Below are 24888 nucleotides of genomic sequence, written 5' to 3'. Positions count from 1 at the left end.
GAGAGGACATAGAGCCGATGCGCTGCCCCTATTGTGGCAATGACGATACCCAGGTGAAGGATAGTCGCCCGACCGAAGATTCGGGCGCTATCCGCCGCCGCCGCGTGTGCAATGCCTGCGGCGGCCGCTTCACTACCTTCGAGCGCGTGCAGTTGCGCGATCTTACGGTGGTGAAAAAGACCGGCCGAAAAGTCCCCTTCGATCGCGAAAAGCTCACCCGCTCGGTCAATACCGCGCTGCGCAAACGCTCCGTCGATCCCGAACGCGTCGAGCGCATGATCTCAGGCATCGTCCGCCAGCTCGAAAGCCTCGGCGATGTCGAAATCACCTCCGACCAGATCGGCGAATATGTGATGACCGGCCTAAAAGGCCTCGACCACGTCGCCTTTGTTCGCTTTGCCTCGGTCTACAAGAATTTTGCCGGTCCCGACGATTTCCGCGATTTCCTCGCCGAGCTCGATTCCGACTCCAATCCGCCTCTGTCCGAGGACGATTGATCCAGTCTCGCCTTGCCCGCCGGTGCGGGGCGGACTATGGGGTTAAAAAGCAAGTATAAGGACGTCGGCTATGGATTCTTACGGCGAACGCTTTTCCATCGCGGCCAATTCGGCCGAAGGGCTGCATTTCCTCATCGTCGAGGGCAGAGCCTATCCCGGCATTGCCGATGAGATGAAGGCCGGTGCAGGCGCCGCCCTCAAGGCCGCTGGCGCCACTTTCGATGTCATCGCCGTGCCCGGCGCCATGGAAGTGCCCGTCGGCGTCGCCATGGCTCTCGAAACCGATAAATACGACGGCTATGTCGCCCTTGGCTGCGTCATTCGTGGCCAGTCCAATCACTATGTCGGCGTCGCCAGCGAGAGCATCCGCGCCCTCGCCGAATTGGCCGTCGTCGATGCCCTGCCGCTCGGCATCGGCATTCTTACGGTCGAGAACGAAGGCCAGGCCTGGACCCGCGCCCGCGTCGCCGATGGCGATCGGGGTGGCGACGCCGCCCGTGCCGCCCTCGCTCTCGCCGCTCTCAAGGCAAAGTTGAACGCATAAATGACTGATACGTCCGCCCCCATCCCCAACAATTCGCGCCCGGCCAACCAGCGCGGCGCCGCCCGCCTCGCGGCGGTTCAGGCGCTCTACCAGATGGATGTGGGCCGCCAGACGCTGGAAGATACGCTGGCCCAGTTCGGCGCCTTCCACCTCGGCCGCGAGATCGAGGGCGAACAATATCTGCCCGCCGATGCCGACTTTTTCAGCCAGATCGTGCGCGGCGTCACCAAGAACCAGCTCGAAATCGACCCTGCCATCGACAAGGCCCTGGCCGAGGACTGGCCGATCGATCGCATCGATTCAACGCTCCGCGCCATCCTCCGCGCCGCCGCCTTCGAACTCCTCCGCCGCCGCGACATCCCGGCCCGCGTCGTCATCACCGAATATGTCGACGTCGCCCGCGCCTTCTTCGAAGAAGACGCCTCCGGCATGGTCAACGCCGCCCTCGACTCCATCGCCCGCACAGCCGGCGTCGATCTCGAAAAGAAGGCTTGATCCCGGCCACCCCCACCTAACCTCCCCCTGTCAGGGGGAGGAACCTGCTGGTGGCCCACGAGCATCGAGGCAAACTCAATGCGGTCCCTCCCCCTACCAGGGGGAGGCTAGGCGGGGGTCCTTCACGCCGCCCCTCAAACAAAAAAAGCCCCGGCAAAAAACCGGGGCTTTTCCAATTCTCTGCCGCTGCTCTCAGAACGACTGCAAAATCTGCTCGATGAACGTGCGATCTTCGCCATAGGACTGCGTACGGCGGTTCTCGATGGCAACCACCTTGCCGTCGGCAGCCGAATAAACCGCCTTGTCCACGACCTTCTTGTTCTTGTCGAAATAGACCGCGAGCACCGTGCGTTCGAGCGAGGTATTCAGCCCGAACGAGGTCTGCGCCACCTTGGTCTGCACATAGTACCAGGCGGTCTGGTCGCCAAAGGTATTGGTCGACTGCGGCGAACCGAGCACCAGCGTCACCAACTGCTCGCTCTGGCCCACGCGAATCTGCTGCATGGCGCTGTCGGAAATTTCATAGCCCTGCGTCCTCTTGGTGACGAGCGACGTGCTGCTCGTGCAGGCGGCCAGCGCAACAGCCAGCAAGGCAGCAGCGGCGATCGGTGCGAAGGGAGCGGAAGCAATACGCATGGGCATGAATTTGACTTTCCCGATGGCTCTCGACTATAGGCGTGACAACAAGGCGCGTGCCCTTAGGTCGCCGGAATGTGTAGCTGTCAACCTGGCTTTTTGGCAAGCTGACATTGGGTCGGCTGACTTTGCATGTGTTTGACCCATCCCGAGGCTGAGCGCAATCCCATGATCCCTAGTCTGTTCCGCAAAAATACGGCCACCGACGCCGTTTATGGCGTCTATCGGGCCATTGTGGCGCAATCCCGGCAACCGCTCTTCTATGCCGATTGGGGCGTGCCCGACACGGTCACCGGGCGCTTTGATATGATCAGCCTTCATATGGCGCTGCTGTTCCGGCGCCTCCGCGGCAACGAGACCACCAAGAAATTCAGCCAGGCGGTGTTCGATCTGTTCTTCAAGGATATGGACCAGTCGCTGCGCGAAATGGGCGCCACCGATATGGGTGTCCCCAAGAAAATCCAGAAGATGGGCAATCTCTTTTTCGGCCTTCTTGCTGCCATCAATGAAGCTATGGATCGCGGCGACAAGGAAGCCTTGGCCGCCGTGTTCTCGCGCAATATCTATGAAGACACCGCCATGGATCATGCCCGCACCCTCGCAAACTACTTTATCGCGCAGGATCAAGCCCTGGCCGCCCTGCCGGTTGAAACCATCACCGGCGGCACTGTGACGTTCGGAACCGCCGCATGAAAGACCACCCCGAGCCCCTTTTCGACGCGATCGTTCGCATCGACAAATTGCCCACTGCCGGCCGCTCCCTCAGCATCGATGCCAATGAGCCGACCCGCGCCAAGATTGCCGAGGCGATGAAGCTGATCGCGGTCGAGCGCTTCGCCGCCGAACTGACCGTCGCGCCGCTGCGCGGTGGCCTCAGGGCCCAGGGCCGCCTCAAGGCGCGCATCGTCCATCCCTCCGTCGTCAGTTTCGAGCCGGTCACCCAGCACATCGACGAGGAAGTCGACCGGGTCTTCCTGCCCGTCGGCCAAACCGCGCATGCGCCGGCCCCCGGGGCCGAGGAAATTTTCATCGACCTTGAAGATGACGACTTTCCCGATCATATCGATGGGCCGGAGGTCGACTTGAGCGCTCTCCTGATCGAAACCCTGGCTCTGGCCATCGATCCCTATCCGCGGCGCGAGGGCGAAGACCTCTCAACCCTGGGGATCAATGCCACCGAAGACGATAGCGGCCCCTTTGCCGCGCTGCGTCAGCTCAAGGACAAGGGCGAAACCTGAACCTTCCGGGGCGGGGCTTGCACCCACTTCCCTATGGGATATGTTGGAATGCCTGCCCAAGCGGGCCGAAAAACGGGCTGAAATGACCGAATTTATTACGATTTCCGTGGATGCCATGGGGGGCGATCACGCCCCGCGCGCGGTCATCCATGGCGCCGACCTCGCCCTGCGCGAGCGCAAGAACACCCGTTTCATCTTCCATGGCCGCAAGGAGCAGATCGATCCGCTCCTTGAAGAATTCCCCAAGCTCAAGGCTGCGTCGACGGTCCGTCACTGCGAAGAAGTGATCGCCATGGACGAAAAGCCTGCCCAGGCCCTCCGAAAAGGCCGGAACGTCTCCTCCATGTGGATGGCGATCCAGGCGGTCAAGGACGGCGAAGCCGATGTCGCCATTTCGGGCGGCAATACCGGCGCCCTGATGGCCATGGCCACCTTTTGCCTCCGCCCCATGGAAGGCATTTCCCGCCCCGGCATCGCGGCCATCTGGCCCACCGTCCGCTCCGACATCATCGTGCTCGATATGGGCGCGACCATTGGCGCCGATGCGCGCCAACTGGTTGATTACGCCATTCTCGGCTCCGCGCTCGCCCGCTCGCTCTTTGATTCCGAAAAGCCCACTGTCGGCTTGCTCAACATCGGCACCGAGGAAGTAAAAGGCCTCGATTACATCAAGGAGGCCAGCAAGATCCTGCAGCAGGCCTCCGGCGCCGGCTTCACCTATCATGGTTTTGTCGAAGGCGACGATATCGGCAAGGGCACGGTCGATGTCGTCGTCACCGAAGGTTTTGTCGGCAATGTCGCCCTCAAAACCGCCGAAGGCACCGCCCGCCAGGTCGCGACTTATCTCCGCACCGCGCTCAAGGCCAATTGGATGAGCATGCTCGGCGCCTTCTTTGCATCTTCCGCCCTCAAGGCGCTCCGCCGCAAGATGGACCCACGCACCGTCAATGGCGGCGTTTTCATGGGTCTCAATGGCATTGTTATCAAATCCCATGGCGGTACCGACGAGGTCGGCTATAAGAGCGCCTTAGGTCTTGCATACGAAATGGCGCGCAGTCGCCTGATCGACAAGATCAGCGACAGCGTTCGTCGCTTCCCAGTTCATATCGCAGCTCCCGAGCTGCCTACCGATTCCGAGGCCAAGTCGGCGTGACCAGAGTTCGTTCAATTGTGCGCGGGGTCGGCAGCTATCTGCCCCAGAAGATTTTGACCAATGCCGAATTGGCCGAGACCGTCGACACGACCGACGAGTGGATCCAGCAGCGCGTCGGCATCAAGGAGCGCCATGTCGCAGCCGAAGGTGAGTTCACCTCCGACCTCGCCGTTGCCGCCGCCAGGGCTGCCCTCGACAATGCGGGCCTGACACCCGACGACATCGATCTCATCATCGTCGCGACGACCACCCCGGATTACACCTTCCCGGCCGCTGCGACCCTGGTGCAGATGAAGCTCGGCATGCATCACGGCTTCGCCTTCGACATTCAGGCGGTCTGCTCGGGCTTCGTCTATGCCGTTACCACGGCCGACAGCTATATGAAAAACGGCCTCGCCAAGCGCGCCCTCGTCATCGGCGCCGAGACCTTTACCCGCCTCCTCGACTGGACCGACCGCACCACCTGCGTGCTGTTCGGCGATGGCGCCGGCGCCATGATTCTCGAGCGCGTCGAACTGGCCGATGGGGAGCCCGAACGCGGTGTCCTCGCCTCGGCCCTCCGTTCGGACGGTCATCACTGGGACAAGCTCTATGTCGATGGCGGCCCGTCCTCCACCGGCACGGCAGGCCATGTCCACATGCAGGGCAAGGAAGTCTTCCGCCATGCCGTCGGCAAGATCACCGATGTCGTCTACCAGGCGCTCGAACAGGGCGGCTATGCGGTCGAGGATCTCGACTGGTTCGTGCCGCACCAGGCCAATAAGCGCATCATCGATGGGGCAGGGGCCAAGCTCGGCCTGCCGCCCGAAAAGGTGGTCACCACCGTCGATGTCCACGCCAATACCTCTGCGGCCTCCGTGCCCCTGGCGCTGAGTGTTGCCGTGGCCGATGGACGGATCAAACAGGGTGATCTTGTCATGCTCGAAGCCATGGGCGGCGGATTTACCTGGGGGGCCTCGCTCATTCGCTGGTAGTGGGGCATTGAGCCGATTGACCTCAAGCGTTTCAAGGCGTTAGTGTTCTGCCGGGTGGAGGAGCCTGACGTTAAGGCCAGGCGAAAAATTGATTGGCCGCGTCGATCGAAGGAAGGTTTTCCTGCCAATCTGCGGCGGCAGACTGGCGACGACGAAGAAAAAATATCACGCTGGCCCGGGAAGCCAGTCTTGAACCACGGGGGTGCGAATGACGCAGAAGACGGTAACGCGGGCGGACCTGGCGGAAGCTGTTTACGGTTCTGTCGGCCTGTCGCGAACCGAGTCGGCCGAATTGGTCGAACGTGTTCTCGAACTCATCACCGACGCCTTGATCACCGGCGCCAATGTGAAACTTTCCTCATTCGGCTCCTTTCAGGTGCGCTCCAAGAATGAGCGCATTGGCCGCAATCCCAAGACCGGCGAAGAGGTGCCGATCCTCCCGCGGCAGGTTCTTGTGTTCAAACCCAGCAACGTGTTGAAGTCCAAAATCAACAAGTCTATGGTCGCCTCTGAAAAGTAAGGCTTTCTTACTGGAGGCGTGAGCGGTTTGGACAAGTCTCCAGACGCATTCCGGACAATCTCAGAGGCCGCGGAAGAACTCGATCTTCCTCAGCACGTCCTGCGATTCTGGGAAACCCGCTTCGCCACGATCAAGCCATTGAAGCGCGGCGGCGGCCGCCGCTACTACCGCCCCGAAGACGTCCTACTGCTCCGCGGCATCCGTCACCTGCTCTACGATCAAGGCTTTACGATCAAGGGCGTCCAAAAAATCCTCAAGGATCAGGGTCCGCGCTACGTCATCGCCGTCGGCGAAGGCAAGGGTCTGGATGAAATCATCCCCCTCATCGAAGAAGCCCAGGCCGCCGCCGACGAAGCCGAGATCGAAGAAGCCGTGATGACGGCCGATCCCAGCCTCGACGAAGAATCGCGCGAAAAACTCTCCGAAGTTTTGCGCGAGTTGCTGGAGTGCAAACGCATCCTCGAACGCGCAAGAGAGCACTGAACCCTTTACCTCTCCCTGGGGGGACTTCGACCTGTCCCGCAGGGCAAATCGCTCCGCTGGAGCGATTTGAAGTGAGAAGGCCGTGAGAGCTATGCTCGAATGGCAGGCGCGTAGCGGCGGGTGAGGGGGCCTTTTACGATGTCATCCCCGCAAAAACGCGGCCCCCGTTCCCCCCCAAAAAATGTCACCCCCAGTAGCCCTCATGGTGAGGTGCTTTGCAGAGCAAAGCCTCGAACCACGAGGACGTGGCACCATCTCGCCCCAACCACGATCCCTTCACCTCCCCCTGAATGGGGGAGGCCGGGAGGGGGGGGATGGCAAGCACAAATGCCACCTCCGACTAGAATTCTCATTCCATCCCACTCAAAAATCGCCTATTCATTCCACCAACAATCTGGTGGAGGAACCCCACAATGACCGTTCGTTTTGGCCTGCTCGGCGCCGGCCGCATTGGCAAAGTTCACGCTAAAGCCATCGGCTCCAACCCCAAGGCGAAACTCGTCGCCGTCGCCGATCCCATGGCCGACGCAGCCAACGCCATCGCCGCCCAATACGGCGCCGACGTCCGCACCATCGACACCATCCTCGCCTCCGCCGATATCGATGCCGTCGTCGTCTGCACCCCCACCGACACCCATGCTGACCTCATTGAACGCTTCGCCCGCGCCGGCAAAGCCATTTTCTGCGAAAAGCCGGTCGATCTCGACATCGAGCGTGTAAAAGCCTGCATTCGCGTCGTCGACGAAACCTCCGCCACCCTCATGGTCGGCTTCAACCGCCGCTTTGATCCGCACTTCCAGGCCGTCAAGGAAGCCATCACCGACGGCCAGATCGGCGACGTCGAAATGGTGACAATCATCTCGCGCGACCCAGGCGCCCCCGGCGTCGATTACATCAAGCGCTCCGGCGGCATTTTCCGCGATATGACCATCCACGACTTCGACATGGCCCGCTTCCTCCTCGGCGAAGAGATCGACACTGTCTCCGCCCAGGCCTCCGTCCTTGTCGATCCCGCCATCGGCACCGCCGGCGATTTCGACAGCGCCTCGGTCATGCTCTCGACGGCCACCGGCAAGCACGCCACGATTTCCAACTCCCGCCGCGCCACCTATGGCTACGATCAACGCATCGAAGTCCACGGCAGTAAGGGCGCCGTCTCGGCCGAAAACCAGCGCCCGGTCTCCATCGAAATCGCCAATGCGACCGGCTACACCCGCCCGCCTCTGCACGACTTCTTCATGACCCGCTACACCGAGGCTTATGCTCGCGAAATCAGCAGCTTCATCGATTTCGTTGAATCAAAATCCCCGGCCTCCCCCAGCGGCACCGACGGCCTCATAGCCCTCGCCCTCGCCGACGCGGCCCTCAAATCCGTAAAAGAGGGCAGGGCCGTCAAAGTCGGCGAAATCACCGGCGTGATGGCCGACAAATCGGTCTTCCAGGGCCGCTAGCGTGTGCCCCGTTTGAGCTGACGCAACGGCAGACCCCACGGCAACAGTCGCCCTCGTGATGAACGGTAGCCCTCATGGTGAGGTGCGCAGCGTAGCCTCGAACCACGAGGGCGTGCCCCGATATTTCAGTTCCTGAAGGGGCGGGCTCCCTCCAGAGGTTTTTGAAAAATAAGCAAAGGGCGCCACCGGGGCGCCCTTTTTCCGTTTAGTCTGGGATTGATGCAAACCCCGATGAGCCAATGAAATTCCTGCCCATGCTGCCCGCTCTCCTCCTCACGTCCCCCGCCGCCGCCCAGAACGCCGATCCGCACTCGGTCTTCACCCTCCGCGGCGAGTGCCAGACCTTCGTGGCCGGAACCGAGGACCTCACCAGCATCTGCGCCGGCGAAGTCCTGCAGGTCGTTTACACCGACAGCCGCATGGATCTGTCCATCTGGACCGACGACCCCTCCGGCCGTTTCTTCGTCCTCAGCGGCACGGCAAGCGCCGAGAACGGCAACCTTGCCCTCGCCATCGACCAGATCACCGAAGGCAAAGACGGCAGCGGCAACAACAATGTCGACGCAAATGCCTCAGGCAAATGCATGCTCGCCGGCGATCCCACATCCGGCCCCGCGCAATATACCTGCGAGGCCACCGACGCCGCCGGCAAAACCTACAAGTTCGCCTTGCTCACCGACGGCTCCGCCCCCGAAAACATGCTGGACTGACCCCAGAAGACCTCATGGTGAGGCGCGGAGAGTGGATGCTACTTCAGCATCCACTCATGCTCTGGCGCATTGTGGAATTTCCACACGCGCTTGGGCCCAGCCATGACGTTGAGGTAGTAGAGATCATACCCCGCCGTCGTCGCCACCGGATGATAACCGCGCGGCACCAGCGTAACATCGCCATCCTCCACCGCCATCGCCTCATCAAGGCTGCGGTCGTCGGTATAGACGCGCTGAAACGCAAACCCCTGTGGCGGGTTCATGCGGTGATAATACGTCTCTTCCAGAAAACTCTCGTGCGGAAGATTGTCCTCGTCATGCTTATGCGGCGGATAGGACGAGGTATTCCCCTGCGGCGTGATCACCTCTACCACCAGCAGCGCATTGGCCGAACCATCATCCTCGGGCATGATATTATAGACATGCCTGACATTGGCGCCCTTGCCGCGCGTCAGCCGCGGATGCGTCCCCGGCGGAATCACCTTGGCATGGAAATCCCCGCCGCCCGGCGCCGAACACACGGCCAGCTCCAGGTCCGTCGTCGCATCCACAGCCCAATTACGCCCCGCCGGCACATAGAGCGCCCACGGCGCCCCTTCGAACGGGCTCATCCGCTCCCCAAGCTCGCCAAAATCTTCGCCATCAACGGCAAAGCGCCCCTTGCCGCCGACGATGACGAGACAGACCTCGCGCTCCTCCGTCGCCTCGCCATAGGCCTCGCCGGCCGCCAGCCGATGCAGCCCGAAGCCGACATGCGTCCAGCCCGCCGAAGCAGGCGTCACATCATGAATCCGACCGGTCTTGTTCGTCGGCCGCACCAGCAGGGGGGATTTCGTCATTCTTTGGCTCTTCCTTGGGAAAGGCATAGAAGAAATTATAGAGCGAATAGGCCAGCGCCGCCCCAACCAGCACCATCCACAGCTGTTCGCCGGTGTAGAGCACTTCCCAGCCAAGCCAGATGGCCAAAAACACGACGACAGCAACGCGCCGCCACAGGGGCCGAAACCAGTTGAGATCGTTTTCCTTCAGAGCCATGCGACAATCCTTTATGTTGCCGCAAGCTCTAGCAAACCCTAGCCGTTCGGAAAACCTTGCGTCTCGACGCTATACCCAGCCGCCGTCATCACCCGCATCAGTTCCTTGTGGCCCACCTGCGCCATTTTCAGCGGTGGATTAGCCTTCGGGTCCTGCTCGGCCTCGACCACGAACCAGCCCTCATAGCCATGATCCGCCAGCCGCTGCACGATAGCGCCAAAATCGAGCGACCCATCCCCCGGAACCGTAAAAGCCCCCAGCGCCACGGCATCCAGAAAGCTCTGCTTGCTCCGATCCAGCCCATCGACCACAGAGCGCCTGATATCCTTCACATGCACATGGTTGATCCGCCCATGGTGCTTATCAATCGCCCGCAGCGGATCGCCACCCGCAAAAGCCAGATGCCCCGCATCGAGCAATAACGGAATGCCTTCCCCCGAAGCCGCCATAAACGCATCGAGCTCCGGCTCGGTCTCGACCACAGCCGCCATATGATGATGATAGCTCAGCGGCATGCCCTTCTCGGCGCACCATTCGCCGAACTCGGTGACCTTCCGCCCATAAGCCTTCATCTCGTCGTCGCTCAGCTTCGGCTTCTGCGCCAGCGGCACCTCGCGCTTGCCCTGCACCGAACGCCCAACCTCGCCATAAACGATACAAGGCGCGTTGACGGCCTTGAACAGCTCGATCATCGGCAGAATACGGTCCTTGTTGGCCGCCATCTCTTCCTCGACCAGCGTCCCCGAAAACCACCCGCCACAAAGCGTCACGTCGGCCGCGCGCAGGATCGGCAACATCACCGCCGGATCATCCGGAAACCGCCGCCCCTTCTCCATCCCGGTAAACCCGGCCGACCGCGATTGCCTGAGGCACTCCTCCAGCGACACATCATCGCTCAGTTCCACCAGATCGTCGTTCCACCACGCAATGGGCGACATCCCAAGTTTGGCTTTCATTCTTTCTCCCGCGCCCTATTCGCGCTCAATCTCGCCCCGTCCACCGAACCTTCCCTCGCCCCTTGAGGGAGAGGGACCGACTTTTCGCGTTCAGCGAAAAGTCAGGGTGAGGGGTATCTATCCTCCGCAGAGGAGCTTGTTACTAAATCCCGGACCCCTCATCCCAACCGAATTCGCCCTCAAGGGGAGAAGGAAGATCGGGGGCGCTCACCCAATCCGCTGCGCCCGCAGCGCCTTCACATACCCCTCACGCGCCGCATTCACCGCGCCGCGCTCACTCACCTCCGGCACCGCCACATCCCACCAGGTCCCCCCGGCCTCGGTCGTCACCAGCGGATCGGTATCGATCACAATCACCACCGTCCGCTCGACCTCCGCCGTCGCCGCCAGCGCCGCCTCAAGTTCGGCAATCGACCCAACCTTCCGGCTCACCGCACCCATCGCCGCCGCATGCGCGACAAAGTCGATGTTCGGCAGCGCCACATGGTGCGTATCCCGCAGCAGGTTGTTAAAATTAGCCCCACCGGTCGCCATCTGCAGCCGATTGATGCAGCCATAACCGGCATTATCCAGCAGCACGATCGTCAGCTTCGCGCCCAGCATGATCGAGGAAACGATCTCCGAGTTCAGCATCATATAGCTGCCATCGCCAACCATCACGACCACGTCGTCCTCGGGCCGCGCGAGTTTGACACCCAGCCCGCCGGCAATCTCATAGCCCATGGTCGAAAAACCATATTCGAGATGATAGCTGCCCGGCGCGTTGGCCTTCCAAAGCTTGTGCAATTCGCCCGGCAAACCGCCCGCCGCACAGACCAGCGTCGCCTTGGTCCGCGCCCGCTGCACCGCCCCGATCACCTGCGCATCCGAAGGCAGTTCGACATTGGTCGGCCCGGTCGCGGCGTCAGCCGCCTCAAGCCATTTGTCCTTTTCCCGCATAGCCTTATGCGTCCAATCGGAATCAACCTGCCAACCCATCAGCGCCGCATCCAGCGCTTCAAGTCCCACGCGAGCATCCGAAACCAGCGGCAACGCCTCGTGCTTGCCCGCATCGAACGGCTGCACATTGAGCCCGACGATTTTCACCGCCTCGTTCTTGAACAGCGACCACGATCCGGTGGTGAAATCCTGCAACCGCGTCCCGACCGCGATCACCACATCGGCCTCTTCCGCCAACACATTCGACGCAGAAGAACCGGTAACCCCGACGCTACCCATATTGAGCTCATGCCCATGGGGCAGGGCGCTCTTGCCCGCCTGCGTCTCCATCACCGGAACGCCATGCTCCTCGGCAAAGGCCGCAAGACTCTCGCTCGCCTCCGAATAAAGCACGCCGCCGCCCGCAATGATGACGGGCTTCTTGGAAAGCTTGATCGCCGCCGCCGCCGTCGCAAATTCATCGGCATCGGGCATGATCCGCCGCTGATTCCACACCTTCTCGGCAAAGAAGCTCTCGGGATAATCATAGGCTTCCGCCTGCACATCCTGGCAAAGGCTCAGCGTCACCGGCCCGCATTCGGCGGGATCGGTAAGCACCTGCATCGCCCGCCGCAGCGCCGGAATGATCTGCTCCGGCCGTGTGATCCGATCATAATAACGGCTGACCGGACGGAAGCAGTCATTGGCCGAAACAGTGCCATCGCCCCAGTCTTCCACCTGCTGCAACACCGGATCAGGCAACCGATTGGCAAACACATCGCCCGGCAATAGCAGCACCGGCAGCCGGTTCACATGCGCCAGGGCTGCCGCCGTCACCATATTCAGCGCGCCCGGCCCGATGGAAGAGGTCACCGCCATGAACCGCCGCCGAAAGCTGGCCTTGGCATAGGCAATCGCCGCATGCGCCATGCCCTGCTCGTTCTGCCCGCGATAGGTCGGCAGCGTGTCTTTGACACCATGCAACGCCTCGCCGATCCCGGCCACGTTCCCGTGCCCGAAAATAGCAAACACCCCGCCAAAGATCGGCACCGTTTCGCCGGCAATGACAGTCTTCTGCGCCGTCAGAAACCGCGCAACGGCCTGCGCCATGGTCAATCGAACAGTTTTCTGGCTCATGGCCACTCCTCGTATTCCTCGATCCCTATCGGACCCTATTTCAGTAGCCCTCATGGTGAGGCGCTTTGCGTAGCAAAGCCTCGAACCACGCGGGCGTGGCTGTTGTGCCTTACCCCCACCTAACCTCCCCCTGGAAGGGGGAGGGATCTGCCGGTGGCGCGCTGACATCGAGCCAAACTCGATGCGTCCCTCCCCCTACCAGGGGGAGGCTAGGTGGGGGTTCTACCCGGAACCCACCGCCCTAAAGGCTAAGCCCCATCCCAAGCCTCAACCAATCCCGCAAACCGCTGCGCCATCATCGCCACAGCCTCATCATCCCCAATCCGCCCATCCAACCAAGCCCGCGCCGCATCGCCAAAAATCGTCCGCCCCACGGCAAACCCCTTGACGGACTTCGCCGTCTTCGCCGCCGCAAATCCCGCCACCAGCTCCGAGAGTGGCGCATCCAAGCCTAACAGCACCACACCCCGACAGAACGGATCATTGGCCTCAATGACAGCATCAATCTGCCGCCAAGCCTCCACCCCCGGCTGCGTCTCCAGCTTCCACCAGTCCGGCTTGATCCCGGCCGCATAGACGTCGCCCATCGCCCGCGCCGCCGTATCGTCCTTCAGCGCCCCATGCTTGCTGGAAATGATCTCCACCAGCAATTCACGCCCAACTTTTCGCGCCGCATCATAAGCCGCCCTGAGCTTTTCAATCTGCACATCGCGCAAATCCGCCGCATCATCCGGATGATAAAAGCACAGCACCTTGATGCAATGGTCCACCGGCCAATCCACCAGCCGCGATCCCAGATCCTGCGAAAATTCAAATTGCAGCGGCCGCGATCCCGGCAATTCGATCGGCTTCGCCACCCAGAAATTGGGAATGGCGGCAGCCGCATAAAGCGCATCGCGCCCATATTTGTCGTCGAGCAACATGCCAAAGCCATCGCGCCCACCAGCCACCTGCGCCGCCGCCTTCACCGCCAAAACCTTCAGCGCGGGAATCCGCGCCAGTTTCTGCGCATCGCCCCCGGCAATATCTTCAAGCTGCAGCCGGTGGTCGATCGCTAGGGCTTTCATGCTGGGAATGTCGCGCCGCCGCGTCGTCGCCCAATGCACGTGGTTGATCGCCTCGTCCTTGCGCAGCGCCCGCTCCGTGCTGCCATGCTCGAGGAAATAGGAGAGTTCGGCCCATGTCGGAATTTCCGGCGCGCAGAGCAACCGGCTCACCGCAAAGGCGCCGCAGGCATTGGCCCAGGTCGCGCTCGTCGCATGCGGTTCCCCGCGCAGCCACCCGCGCAAGAACCCGCTCATAAAAGCGTCGCCGGCCCCGAGCACATTGTATACTTCGATCGGAAACCCCTTGCCGACAATCCCCTGTTCGAGATCATCCGGAATAGCCCCATCATAAACAATGCACCCCATCGGCCCACGCTTGAGCACGATAGTTCCACTCGAAAAACGCCGAATGGTTTTGAGCGCCGCCGTAAGATCGCTCTCGCCCGAAGCGATAAGCACCTCTTCTTCGGTCCCGACGATCAGATCGCAATCGGCCAACACCGTCTGCAGGTGCTTGGACACCTCATCCGAAGCGATATAGCGGCTATCGCCTGCATCATGCCCGGCGAGCCCCCAAAGGTTCGGCCGATAGTCGATATCGAACACGACTTTCCCGCCATTGGCCTTGGCAATCCGTATCGCCTTGCGCTGCGCCGCATCGCTATTGGGCTTGGCAAAATGCGTGCCGGTCACCAGCACCGCCTTGGCCGAGCGGATAAAACCCTCGTCCACATCGCCTTCATCCAGCGCCGCGTCGGCACAGTTGTCGCGATAGAAAATCAGCGGAAAGGATTTATCGTTCTCGACCGACAGCAGCACCAGCGCCGTCAACCGCTCAGGGTCAGTCACAATCCCCTTGGTCTCGACCCCCTCGCGCTGCAATTGCTCGCGAATGAAGCGCCCCATCTGTTCATTGCCGACGCGCGTGATCAGCGCCGATTTCAGCCCCAGCCGCGCCGTGCCCACTGAAATATTGGTCGGACACCCGCCCACCGATTTCGCAAAGCTGCCGATATCTTCGAGCCGCGTGCCGATCTGCTGGCCGTAAAGGTCCACCGAGGCGCGGCCAATGGTGATCACATCGAGCGTTTTGTCCGTGCCCACTTCATTCTCCCGCGCGGTGCTTGCGGACGGAATTGAAACACATCTTCCAAATCAGTTCAAATATAGAATTTCTGTTCCATCACAGAAAATCAGCCCCGCCGCCGCTCCTCGGCAATGGCCACGGCCAGCGCCATGGCAAAGGCCATGCTGGCCGAGAGCGATCGAAACCCGGCGTGATCCGCCTCGACCAGTTCGAACCAGACGGTCGAACATTCCGCCAGCGGCGAAAACGCCGAATCGGTCAGCGACACGACCGGAATCCCGCGCGCCGCCAGCGCCGAAGCCTGGGCCACCGTCTCGGGTGCATAGCCCGAAAAACTCACCGCAAAAGCCGCATCCCCCTCATCGGCCAAAGCCAGCAGATCGTCATCGATCCCCGATGCCGTCCCGGCAATCTGGCAGCGGATTTTCAGCTGCGAGAGGGCATAGGCCATGTATGTCGCGATTGGGTAACTTCTGCGCCGCGCAATCAGGTGAATGGTGCCTGCCGATGCTAACAGTCTGCTAGCGGATTCGAACTTTTGCGGGTCGATTGCGGCACTCAAATTATCGAGGCTGCGATGTGCCGCCGCGATAAACGAGTTGAGGATAGCCGCCGATCCAGCCGGCGCCGCATCCCCACTTTCCAGCTCCGCCAGCCGATCCTCATAGCTCGAATTACGCTCCCGCAATCGTGCCCGAAACACCGCCTGCAGCGCCGAAAATCCATCAAAACCAAAGGTTTGCGAAAACCGCACCAGCGTCGAAGGCTGCACTTCCGCATCGGTCGCAATACTCGCCGCCGTGCCAAAGGCAATCTCATCGGGGTTATCCAGCGCAAAGGCCGCCACCTGCGCCAGCCGCTTGGGCAATTCGCGCCGCCGTTCGAGGATAAGTGTCCGCAGCGCCTCGAAATTTTTCGGCGCGCCCTGAATCTCTCCCCGGTCCATACGAGTCCCCCTAAAATAACAACGCCGGCAATATCGCATTGCCGGCGTCAAATTTGGAAGAATTATTCTACGTTTGGAATGCTACGCAGTCGCCAGCTTGGAAGACTGGTCGCGACCTTCCACGAGATAGAGGAACAACGAAGCCAGAATGATGAGCGCGGCACCGGGCCAGAACCAGATCGATGGCACCTGGCCCAGCGCAACCCAACCCACGATCACGCCGAGCGGCACCTTCAGATCGCCGAAGGGCTGCAGAAAGGTCGCGTCCGCGGCGCGATAGGCAAAGCTCAGCAGATACTGCGCTGCGGCTGTCAGGGCGCCCAGCAGCAAAAGCAGCAGCAATCCGGTACCCGTTGGCAGCGCAAACGGAAAGCCGGGTGCGGCGCCGGCCGGCAGCGCCCAGGCGAAGGCGGTCACCAGCAACAGAATAGCCAGGTGGTTCGGGGTAACGAGCACCAGCAGCGAAATCGTCAGCGTTTCCGGGGATTCTCCCTTTTGCGTCAGGTACTTGGTGAGAATGTCTGTTTTTGCCCACAGTGCCGCCGCCGCGATCGGCACAAAGGTTTGCCACGTAATGCCATCTGCACCGACCCCCGACACGATGATCGCGCCGGCAAACCCCATCAGGGCCGCCCCGATCCGCGCGGTGGAAGCCTTTTCGCCCAGAAGCACGGTGGAGCCGAGAATGATGAACAGCGGCCCGGTGGCGAGAAGCGTCACCATCTGCCAGATTGGAACGCCCGAGGCAAAACCGTAGACGAAAACGTGCACGCCGAGCGCCGATACGAAGGCACGAACTTCGTGCGCCAGCGGATGGCTGGTGCGCAAGTTCTTGATACCAATACGTAAAATCAGCGGCAGCGCCAAAACTGAGGCGATCACATACTGCCAGAAGGCCATACCCGTCGAGCTCATGCCGAACCCGCCATATTCTGCCGGCGTTGGCAGAACCGCCTGCAGCGTATTGGCGCCGGCAAAAGCGAGGCTGGCAACCAGCATGAAAATAGCGCCCGAAGTCGCGCCGGTATGTGAAGAAGAGGAAATCTGGTTCATGTGTCGTCCTTTCCGTAACCAGTTTCCCCAGGGTTACGGGAAGGCGACGCAGAACTCTGCGCGTGCAAAAACACGAGCATAATCAGGCGCTTGGCCAACCCATTCTCTTTCATCCGGACTATGACCGTCGGCTCCGGAATCACACCGGATCTGCTGACCCTCCGGCCGAAACCGAAAGCGCTCGCGGGCTTGGCGTCGCCGCCTTACCGCCGGTGGGGAGTTTCACCCCGCCCTGAGAATTGCATGAGATCGTAATCTCACGATGGATAACATAGGGCAGGGACGTTGCCCTTGCAACGCTGCCAGAGGGTACAAACTGTCTACGAGAAGTGAACAACCGAAACGGTTGTCCAAGTAGTCCTCATGGTGAGGTGCTTTGCAGCGCAAAGCCTCGAACCACGAGGACGTGCCCGAATGTTCGGTGGCACGCCCCCATGGTTCGAGGCTTCGCTACGCTTCGCGCCTCACCATGAGGCCTGCTGGCAGATTGAGCTTAGCCTTCCAGCCACTTAACCTGTTCCGGCGTCAGCTTGATCTCAAAAGCCTTGAGGCTGTCCTCAAGCTCGACCAAACGACGCGGCCCGATCAGCGGCACGCTGGGGAAGGGCTGGGCCAAAACATAGGCCAGTGCCACGTGGATCGGATTATGCCCAATCTGCTTGGCCAATTCGATCGCCCGATCACGGCGACCAAAGTTTTGCTCGTTGTACCAGACCCTTACCAGTTCCTCATTGTCGGTCTTGTCCCGGCCCGCAAGGTCGGTAAAGAAGCCGCGCGCCTGGCTCGACCAGGAGAAGTTGGTCACCTGCCGATCGATCAGCCACTGCTTGAAATCAGGCGTCGACGAAGTCACGCAACCGCCCCAGATCGGGTCCAGCATTTCGGCCAGCGCAAAGTTGTTGGAGAGAGCCTGCGGCTTGGTCTTGCCGGTGCGCTCGGCATAGGCAATCGCCTCGTCCATACGCTCCTTGGTCCAGTTCGACCCACCGAACGGCCCACGAATCCGGCCCGCCTTCACCTCGGCATCCATGGCATCGACGAATTCACCCACCGGCACATCAAGATTGTCGCGGTGCATGAAATACACGTCGACATAGTCCGTCTGTAGGCGATCGAGCGACTGCGTCAGCTGCTTGGCGATCACATCGGGATAGACCAGCGGGGAATGCGCACCCTTCGCGATGACGACGGCGTCTTCGCGCACGCCACGGCTCTTCTGCCATTCGCCGAACAGCTTTTCGGTATAGCCACCGCCATAGATAAAGGCAGTATCGAAGATATTGCCGCCCTTTTCCCAGAACGCATCGAGCAGGATCGCGCCTGATGAGAAGGTCTTGAAATCCTCAAAGCCCAGCGCAACCGCCGAAGCCTGTTTCGTCAGCCCCGGAATGTTGCGCTTCGGAATAACACCGGTATTCGGCCCAAGCGTGCGATTATCCAACGTATTGAGGCGGTTGGTATATTTCTCGACCGAGTACTCGATCCCCGCATCCCTACGCCACTGATCCAGTACCCGCGCATTGCCAAGGCTGTCGCCCCAGCTCATGCCCGGCGCTGCAAATTCCTGCCGCCCTTCGAGTATAGCCAGCGAAGCCGCATCGGCCTCGAACGAATAGACATGCGCCGTCTCGTTGACGCTGACCGTCTCGGTCTTGCCACCCTTGATGATGTCGATACGGCCAAGACCCTGGTCACGATTGCCATTGGCAAACCAGAAATCCGGCACCTCAATCCGGCCTTCCGACCCATGGATACGCAGCACATTGTCGAGATTGGCCATCACCGCGCAGGACACCTGCGCCACAATGCCGTTTTCGAACGTCAGCAGTGCAGCCGCCCAATCGTCGGTGCCTTCTTCATTGAGTTTTGCGGTGCCCTGCACCTTCACCGGGTCGGCGAACGGCTTGCCGAGCGCGGCGCCGGCAATCAACCGCGCCATCGACACGGGATAGCCACCCACATCCAAAATACCGCCGCCAGCCAGCGCCGAGGCGAACAAACGATGCTGCGGCTGGAACTTGCCCATCGAAAAACCAAAGCTCGACTGGATCATCCGCACCTCGCCAATAGCGCCGGATTTGATCAGGTCGAGCAACTGCTTCACCTGCGGATGCAGGCGATACATGAAGGCCTCGCCCGCAAAAGTCCCGGCCTTCTTGTGCGCATGGAACACCGCGTCGATTTCATGCGCCGACAGCGCCAGCGGCTTTTCGACGAGCACATGCTTGCCGGCTTCCGCCGCCTTGATCGCCCATTCGGCGTGCCCGGTATGCGGCACCGCGATATAGACCGCGTCGATATCCCTATCGGCCAGCAGCGCGTCATATCCTGCAACCACGCGCACGCCCGGAAAATCCACGGCCAGATTGGGCTTGCTGGGATTGCGCGTGGCAATCGCCGCGAGCACGCCGTGCTTGGCGTTTTCGAGGCCGCCGCGGAAGGCCTTGGCAATGCTGCCCGGCCCGATAATGCCCCAGCGAATCTTCTTGTCGGTCATGGTCTTTTCCTCGCGAAGGGCCGGCCCAGCTCGTCAGGGTGCCCAGTGTTGTTCATGTCGGCACAGCCAGGGCGCCCGTTTTCAGGCGCTTGAGGCGCGGATGATCCCACGGATCCCGCGCATTCTCCTCCCTTGCTCTTGTGCCGAGCGATACCTAAGCTATCTACTCCTCAAAAACCGTCGCTCTTATCGGGTATTTCAAATTGGCGGATAGTAAGATGGTGGAGCGCGGCTACTATGAGCCGGCCCTCGACGGCGTGGAACATCTGCCGACCGAACTCAACATGTTCCATGCCTCCCCGCTGCTGATGCGTGCATCGCATTGGCACGCGCAGGTCGAGGTCAATTACATCGTGCGCGGCTGGGCCCACTATGCCATGAGCGGCTACGAAGTGCGCTTCGGTGCCGGCGATCTTGCCCTCTTCTGGGGCGGCCAACCGCACCGGCTCGACGACGCCTCCGAGGATCTCGTTTATGCTGGCGGCCACCTGCCGCTGGTGCATTTCTTTCGGCTCAGGCTCCCCCAAGGGGTGCAGGCCGGCCTCATGCAAGGCGCGGCTCTCGTTACCAGAGCCACTGACGCCTCCGATCCCGTCAATTTCGCCCGCTGGAACGACTATGTCCGCTCCGGCGATCCCCTGAAAATCAGCATGGCCGTGGACGAGTTGCTGCTGCGCATCGAGCGCATCCGCTTCGCGCCCTACGAACTGTCCTCCGGCCACCATACGAGATCGAACAGCCACTCCACCGATCAGCACATTTCGCCCATCGTCGTTCGTATCTGCGACTATATCGCCGACAATTTCCGCGAAGATATCGACTCGGTCGACATCGCCGTGGCAGCCGATGTGCACCCGAAATACGCCATGACCGTCTTCAAGAAATGCACCGGCATGACGCTGAACGACTACGTCAATCTCATCCGCCTGTCCTATGCGCAGGCCTTGCTGATGCGCGACGATGCCAATGTCCTGCAGATCGCCATGGATAGCGGCTTCGGCTCGCTCAGTGCCTTCAACAAGCTCTTCCGCAAGATCGCCGGCATGTCGCCCAGCGATTTCCGGCGCGATCTGCGCATACGGCCAAGCTCGTCCCTGCCGCAGCGTGTCGCGGTCTGCACGCCCTTTAATTGAGGGCAGGGACCATGGGCAGGCGGCTTGCGGCGCTTACTCTGGGTCTCCTCGTTATTCTCGGACTCTTGGCGCTCCGCCTGATCGATCCCTACTCAGTCCAGGTGGTGCGCGAGACGAGCTTTGACGTTTTCCAGCAATTGCGGCCCCGCTCGGCGCCCGCTGACCTGCCGGTGCGCATCATCGATATCGACGAAACCTCATTGGCCGAAGTCGGCCAATGGCCGTGGCCACGCGAAACCCTCGGCCGCCTCTCCGAGCGCCTCACCGAACTGGGTGCCGCCGCCATCGCCTTCGATATCCTCTTCAGCGAGGCCGAACGCGCCTCCGGCATCGCAGACGAGAATTTTGCCAAAACTCTGGCCGCCGGCCGCACCATCCTCGGCCTCGCCCAAAATGGTAGCGCATTGCCTGTCACCGCCCCGCCAAAGGCCGGCCTTGCCACTACCGGCAGCGACCCACTCACCGCCGTGCCCGAACTCGGTGGCGCAGCCCAACCTCTCCCCATCCTTGCGCAAGCCGCCAGCGGCCTCGGCGTCGCCAGCCTCGACCGGCAGGGTGCAGGGGTGGCGCGACGCCTGCCACTGCTCTGGCGCGTCGACTCCGGCGCCTTGCCCACGCTCTCGGTCGAAGCCCTCCGCGTCGCCATGGACGTGCCGACCCTCGTCATCATAGGCGACACCGTAGATGGCCGCACCGTCGAAGCCGTCCGGGTCGGCGATATCGCTATCCCCACCGGCCCCACAGGCGATCTTCGCCTCTACTATCGCGAATTGCCGCCTGAAACCTACATCCCGGCCACGGACCTCCTCGGCGAAGACTATGCCGCGCTCGCCCCATTGATATCAGGCCACATCGTCTTCATCGGCAGCTCCGCCAGCGGCCTCAACGATATCCGTATCAGTCCCCTCGGCGTTCCCGTTCCCGGCGTGTCCATTCATCTCCAGGCGCTCGAACAGATTCTTACCCAGACCTTCCTCGACCGCGCCGATTGGGTGTCAGGCCTCGAACTGCTGCTGCTGGCCGCTTCCGGCCTCATCATCGTCCTCGCCGTCGTCGTCTCCGGTCCTCTGGTCGGCCTCGGCGTGTCGCTCGCCGTTGCTGCTGCCTCGGTCTCCTTCAGCTGGTGGAGTTTTGCCAACCCCGGCCTCCTCATCGACCCCAGCTACCCGCTCTTTGCCGCCCTCGTCAGCTACGCGACCATGGCTTTCCTCCGCTTCACGGTCACCGACCTCGATCGCCGCCGCATCCGCCGCGCCTTTGGCTATTATGTCGAACCCTCGGTGCTGACCCAGATCGAGGCCGATCAAAGCCTCCTCCGCCTCGGCGGCAATGTGCGCGAATTGACCGTGATGTTTTCCGACGTGCGCAATTTTTCGGCCCTGGCTGAACGGACAACGCCGGACCAATTGGTCAGCATTCTCAATGGCCTCTTCGCCGCCTTGGGCGGCGCGATCATTCGCCATCGCGGCACCATCGATAAATTCATGGGCGACTCGGTCATGGCCTTCTGGAATGCCCCAGCCGAGGAGAAGGACCACGCTTTGCTCGCCGGCGAGGCGGCTCTCGCCATGCGTGCAGCGCTGCGTGACCTCAACCGCGGCAGCGACGACCCCATCCATATCGGCATTGGTATCGCCACCGGCCCCGCGCTGGTCGGCAATATGGGTTTTGAAAAACGCTTCGACTATTCCTGCGTCGGCGACACTGTCAACGTCGCCAGCCGCATTGAAGGCGCCTGCAAATCGGTGGGTTACAGCATCCTCGCCACGGCCGAAATGGCCGCCGAAGCGCAAAACCTCGCCTTCCTCGATGCCGGCTGGGTCGAACTCAAGGGCATGTCCGGTCGCGAACCGATAAAGCTGCTGGTGGGCGGTGAAGCCGTAAAATCCAGTGCAGCCTTCGAGGCGCTACTGACGAGCCACACCGAATTGCTCTCGGCGCTCACCAGCGGCGTGCTCGACGACGCCCTGCTCCAGCACTGCCGGGCACTGGCCGAAAAGGTCGAACCAGAACTGGCTCAATTCTACGCCTGCCTGCCGACCCGTCTCGCGGATTTTCCCGCAGCGGAGGCAAATCTGGTGTCAGGCGCTCGCCTGGGCGATGAGCCCGACGCGGGCCGAGGCAATGTGCCGGCGCATCAGGATTTCCGATAGCTCCGCATCCCGGTCGGCAATCGCCTCGACGATGCGTTCATGCTCTGCCAGTGCCCGCTGCGCACGGCCGGGCACGATGCGGTGCTGCATGCGATAGAGCCGGAAGAGCGTGTAATATTCGCCGCACAGCAGATCGAACAGGTGCTGATTGCGACCGATCCGGGCGATCATGAAGTGAAAATCCGAATTGGCAGTGGCCTGCCAATAGACCATCGCATCGGGCTTCGAGAGCGCATCGCGGTGGTGCGCCAGCATGGCGCGAAGCTGATCGATCTCGGCATCGGTCGCGTTCTCCGCCGCATGCCGTGCCGCCAGCCCTTCCAGCACTTCGCGAATGGTAAAAAGCTCCAGCGCATCGCCCGGCGTCGGCACGACGACGCGCGCACCCTGCCGGGGTGCACGCGTAACCAGCTTGCGTTCTTCAAGCCGCCGAATGGCCTCCCGCAGTGGTCCGCGGCTGACGCCATATTGCGCGGCCAAGCGCGGCTCACTGAGCTTGGTGCCGGGAGCGAGAGTGCCCACGACGATGGCCTCGCTCAACTGCTCGAACAACTGATCGGTCAGCAGAACGTCGTCGGCGATCTCGATTGTCTCCGCGTCCTGATCCATCATGTTCCAGCGTGGTTGCAGTCCAAAGTTCGGCCTCCATAGCGCAAGGATCGCGCCACGCAAAGCGGCGCGATCCAGCTATTCTGCCCTAGAGGCCGTGGTCGAAAATGCCTTGGCCAGTCGGCTTGGCGGGCACGACCTGGCCCGCAGGCAGCGCCGGAATCAGCACATCCAGCTTGCCCGCAGCGAGCCCGGCAAAGCCTTTGGCCGCATCGAGGAAAGCCTTGCGCTCGGCGTCCGAAAGTTCGCCCTTGGTCAGGCTTTCGAACTTGCCGGCATAATCCGGCCAGGTCCAGGGATGGGCGCCATTCGGGTGCGCATCAGCCACGGCGCGTTCGCCGGTGATCACGCGACCATCATCGAGCGTAACCACGATCTTGCCGCCAAAAGCGCGTTTGTCCGGGTTGGGATCGAGATAACGCGTGGTCCAGGACGGTTCTTCCACGGTCCTGATCTTGTGCCAGAGCGCCACCGTCGAGGGCGTACGAGCCCGCTCGCGCGTATAGGAGTCCACATGGTGCCATTTGCGATCTTCGAGCGCGACGGCGAGAATATACATGATCGAGTGATCGAGCGTTTCGCGCGATGCTTCCGGATCCATCTTCTGCGGATCATTGGCGCCGGTGCCGATCACGTTGTGGGTGTGATGGCTGGTTTCGAGGAGGATATCCTTGACCTTTGAAAGATCACCAATCTGCCCCGAAAGGTCGATCGCAAGATCGATCAGCGCCTGCGCCTGATATTCGGCCGAATGCGCCTTGGTATAGGTTTCCATAATGCCGCGCGGGCTTTCGCCAGGGGCGGGCAGGGACACCTGATAGGCCTCGTTCTTGCCGCCCAGCATCCAGGCCAACACCGACTCTTCGCCTTCATAGATCGGCGAAGGCGAAGCCTCGCCGCGCATGGCGCGATCGACGCATTCAATGGCCAGCTTGCCAGAAAAGCCCGGCACATAGGCCTTCCACGAGCTGATCTCGCCCTTGCGCGACTGGCGGGTCGAAAAGCTCAGATGCACGGCCTGGTTGACGGCCTGGAAGATGACTTCCGTCGAAAGACCCAGCATGGCGCCAATGGCGGCCGTGGTTGCCGGCGCCAGATGCGCCACATGGTCCTTCTTGTACTTGTGCAGCGAAATCGCCTTCACGAGAGCAACGTGCACCTCATAGGTAACCGCAATGCCGCGCGCCAAAGCGGCGCCATCGAGCCCCAACTGCTGCGCCACGGCAACAAGCGGCGAAATGGCATCGCCCGGATGCGAATAGTCGGCGGCAAGGAACGTGTCGTGGAAATCGAGTTCGCGCACCGCCGTGGCATTGGCCCAGGCTGCCCACTCCGCATCGACACGAACACCGCTGCCAAGACCATAAACCGTCGCGCCACCCTTGCGCGGATGCGCCAGCGCCATGGCGCGCGCCGCGGCAACCGGCGCACGATTGATGGCCGCAAGGCCAACGCTGGCATTATCGACGATACGGCAGGCGATCATCTCGGTCACATCAGCATCGAGCGGCCCGCAATTGGCGGCAAACTCGGCAATGTGCCAGGCAAGTTGGCTCTCGCGCGGAAGGTTGGCGGCGGACGGATGAACTTTTACGTCGTAGGTCTTCATGTTCAGAA

At 61.6% G+C, this 24888-nt stretch carries 24 protein-coding genes and 1 riboswitch; of the genes, 13 read left to right on the top strand and 11 right to left on the bottom strand.

Annotation, left to right across the window (positions count from 1 at the left end; translation table 11 throughout):
* Window positions 1–17: 17 nt before the first annotated feature.
* From nrdR to nusB, 3 genes are all read left to right on the top strand, one after another.
* Entirely contained in the window at window positions 18–497 is a 480-nt protein-coding gene (nrdR, locus tag ASD83_RS05870) for a transcriptional regulator NrdR (RefSeq protein WP_056308795.1), read from the top strand.
* A gap of 70 nt (window positions 498–567) precedes the next feature.
* Window positions 568–1041, top strand: a complete 474-nt coding sequence (gene ribH / locus ASD83_RS05865; protein WP_056308793.1) for a 6,7-dimethyl-8-ribityllumazine synthase — start codon at window positions 568–570, stop codon at window positions 1039–1041.
* A complete protein-coding gene (gene nusB, locus ASD83_RS05860; protein WP_056308791.1) occupies window positions 1042–1536 on the top strand; it encodes a transcription antitermination factor NusB in 495 nt (164 codons plus the stop codon).
* 192 nt (window positions 1537–1728) lie between these two features.
* Here the strand turns inward: nusB and ASD83_RS05855 are convergent, their stop codons facing one another.
* Window positions 1729–2178: an outer membrane protein assembly factor BamE gene (locus tag ASD83_RS05855; protein WP_056308789.1), complete on the bottom strand. Its 450-nt coding sequence runs from the start codon at window positions 2176–2178 to the stop codon at window positions 1729–1731.
* A gap of 162 nt (window positions 2179–2340) precedes the next feature.
* Here ASD83_RS05855 and ASD83_RS05850 point away from each other — a divergent pair, with 162 nt between their 5' ends.
* From ASD83_RS05850 to ASD83_RS05815, 8 genes are all read left to right on the top strand, one after another.
* On the top strand, window positions 2341–2865 hold the full coding sequence (locus ASD83_RS05850) for a ubiquinol-cytochrome C chaperone family protein (protein WP_056309912.1): 525 nt from the start codon (window positions 2341–2343) through the stop codon (window positions 2863–2865).
* Window positions 2862–3410 (top strand): YceD family protein, encoded by a 549-nt coding sequence (locus ASD83_RS05845; protein ID WP_056308788.1) that lies wholly within the window; start codon window positions 2862–2864, stop codon window positions 3408–3410. The genes ASD83_RS05850 and ASD83_RS05845 overlap by 4 nt, the downstream gene beginning before the upstream one ends.
* An 82-nt stretch (window positions 3411–3492) precedes the next feature.
* A complete protein-coding gene (plsX, locus tag ASD83_RS05840) occupies window positions 3493–4563 on the top strand; it encodes a phosphate acyltransferase PlsX (RefSeq protein WP_056309910.1) in 1071 nt (356 codons plus the stop codon).
* Window positions 4560–5537, top strand: a complete 978-nt coding sequence (locus tag ASD83_RS05835) for a beta-ketoacyl-ACP synthase III (protein WP_056308787.1) — start codon at window positions 4560–4562, stop codon at window positions 5535–5537. Before plsX ends, ASD83_RS05835 begins: the two co-directional genes overlap by 4 nt.
* A gap of 208 nt (window positions 5538–5745) precedes the next feature.
* Window positions 5746–6057, top strand: a complete 312-nt coding sequence (locus ASD83_RS05830) for an integration host factor subunit alpha (protein WP_035081618.1) — start codon at window positions 5746–5748, stop codon at window positions 6055–6057.
* 27 nt (window positions 6058–6084) lie between these two features.
* Window positions 6085–6540 carry a MerR family transcriptional regulator gene (locus tag ASD83_RS05825; protein WP_056308785.1) on the top strand — a complete coding sequence of 152 codons (456 nt, stop codon included), beginning with the start codon at window positions 6085–6087 and terminating at the stop codon, window positions 6538–6540.
* 413 nt (window positions 6541–6953) lie between these two features.
* Window positions 6954–7991 (top strand): inositol 2-dehydrogenase, encoded by a 1038-nt coding sequence (gene iolG / locus ASD83_RS05820; protein ID WP_056308783.1) that lies wholly within the window; start codon window positions 6954–6956, stop codon window positions 7989–7991.
* A gap of 239 nt (window positions 7992–8230) precedes the next feature.
* A complete protein-coding gene (locus ASD83_RS05815) occupies window positions 8231–8701 on the top strand; it encodes a hypothetical protein (protein ID WP_056308782.1) in 471 nt (156 codons plus the stop codon).
* A gap of 38 nt (window positions 8702–8739) precedes the next feature.
* On the opposite strand, the gene iolB is transcribed toward ASD83_RS05815, so the two are convergent.
* From iolB to ASD83_RS05775, 8 genes are all read right to left on the bottom strand, one after another.
* Window positions 8740–9540: a 5-deoxy-glucuronate isomerase gene (gene iolB, locus ASD83_RS05810; RefSeq protein ID WP_056308780.1), complete on the bottom strand. Its 801-nt coding sequence runs from the start codon at window positions 9538–9540 to the stop codon at window positions 8740–8742.
* Window positions 9485–9736: a hypothetical protein gene (locus ASD83_RS05805; RefSeq protein ID WP_056308778.1), complete on the bottom strand. Its 252-nt coding sequence runs from the start codon at window positions 9734–9736 to the stop codon at window positions 9485–9487. Before ASD83_RS05805 ends, iolB begins: the two co-directional genes overlap by 56 nt.
* 38 nt (window positions 9737–9774) lie before the next feature.
* Window positions 9775–10692: a myo-inosose-2 dehydratase gene (gene iolE / locus ASD83_RS05800; protein ID WP_056308776.1), complete on the bottom strand. Its 918-nt coding sequence runs from the start codon at window positions 10690–10692 to the stop codon at window positions 9775–9777.
* A gap of 207 nt (window positions 10693–10899) precedes the next feature.
* Window positions 10900–12747 (bottom strand): 3D-(3,5/4)-trihydroxycyclohexane-1,2-dione acylhydrolase (decyclizing), encoded by a 1848-nt coding sequence (iolD, locus tag ASD83_RS05795; protein WP_056308774.1) that lies wholly within the window; start codon window positions 12745–12747, stop codon window positions 10900–10902.
* A gap of 248 nt (window positions 12748–12995) precedes the next feature.
* A complete protein-coding gene (locus tag ASD83_RS05790; RefSeq protein ID WP_056308772.1) occupies window positions 12996–14897 on the bottom strand; it encodes a bifunctional 5-dehydro-2-deoxygluconokinase/5-dehydro-2-deoxyphosphogluconate aldolase in 1902 nt (633 codons plus the stop codon).
* A gap of 89 nt (window positions 14898–14986) precedes the next feature.
* A complete protein-coding gene (locus ASD83_RS05785) occupies window positions 14987–15826 on the bottom strand; it encodes a MurR/RpiR family transcriptional regulator (RefSeq protein WP_056308771.1) in 840 nt (279 codons plus the stop codon).
* A gap of 81 nt (window positions 15827–15907) precedes the next feature.
* On the bottom strand, window positions 15908–16879 hold the full coding sequence (locus ASD83_RS05780) for a DMT family transporter (protein WP_056308769.1): 972 nt from the start codon (window positions 16877–16879) through the stop codon (window positions 15908–15910).
* Between the two features lie 97 nt (window positions 16880–16976).
* Window positions 16977–17123, bottom strand: a riboswitch (FMN riboswitch).
* A gap of 249 nt (window positions 17124–17372) precedes the next feature.
* Window positions 17373–19376 (bottom strand): aldo/keto reductase, encoded by a 2004-nt coding sequence (locus ASD83_RS05775; RefSeq protein ID WP_056308768.1) that lies wholly within the window; start codon window positions 19374–19376, stop codon window positions 17373–17375.
* A gap of 218 nt (window positions 19377–19594) precedes the next feature.
* Here ASD83_RS05775 and ASD83_RS05770 point away from each other — a divergent pair, with 218 nt between their 5' ends.
* Together ASD83_RS05770 and ASD83_RS05765 are read left to right on the top strand one after the other, a co-directional pair.
* Window positions 19595–20509 carry a helix-turn-helix domain-containing protein gene (locus tag ASD83_RS05770; RefSeq protein ID WP_056308766.1) on the top strand — a complete coding sequence of 305 codons (915 nt, stop codon included), beginning with the start codon at window positions 19595–19597 and terminating at the stop codon, window positions 20507–20509.
* Between the two features lie 11 nt (window positions 20510–20520).
* Window positions 20521–22662, top strand: coding sequence for a CHASE2 domain-containing protein (locus ASD83_RS05765; protein ID WP_056308764.1), 2142 nt, complete (start codon window positions 20521–20523; stop codon window positions 22660–22662).
* On the opposite strand, the gene ASD83_RS05760 is transcribed toward ASD83_RS05765, so the two are convergent.
* Together ASD83_RS05760 and ASD83_RS05755 are read right to left on the bottom strand one after the other, a co-directional pair.
* On the bottom strand, window positions 22591–23274 hold the full coding sequence (locus tag ASD83_RS05760) for a GntR family transcriptional regulator (RefSeq protein WP_056308762.1): 684 nt from the start codon (window positions 23272–23274) through the stop codon (window positions 22591–22593). The genes ASD83_RS05765 and ASD83_RS05760 overlap by 72 nt on opposite strands.
* Before the next feature lie 85 nt (window positions 23275–23359).
* Window positions 23360–24880: an MmgE/PrpD family protein gene (locus ASD83_RS05755; RefSeq protein WP_056308760.1), complete on the bottom strand. Its 1521-nt coding sequence runs from the start codon at window positions 24878–24880 to the stop codon at window positions 23360–23362.
* Window positions 24881–24888 lie beyond the last annotated feature (8 nt).

The sequence above is a fragment of the Devosia sp. Root685 genome (genome assembly GCF_001427875.1).
GTDB lineage: Bacteria > Pseudomonadota > Alphaproteobacteria > Rhizobiales > Devosiaceae > Devosia.
Note: the sequence above shows the minus strand (reverse complement) of the source record. Positions and strands in the feature narration are given on the sequence as shown.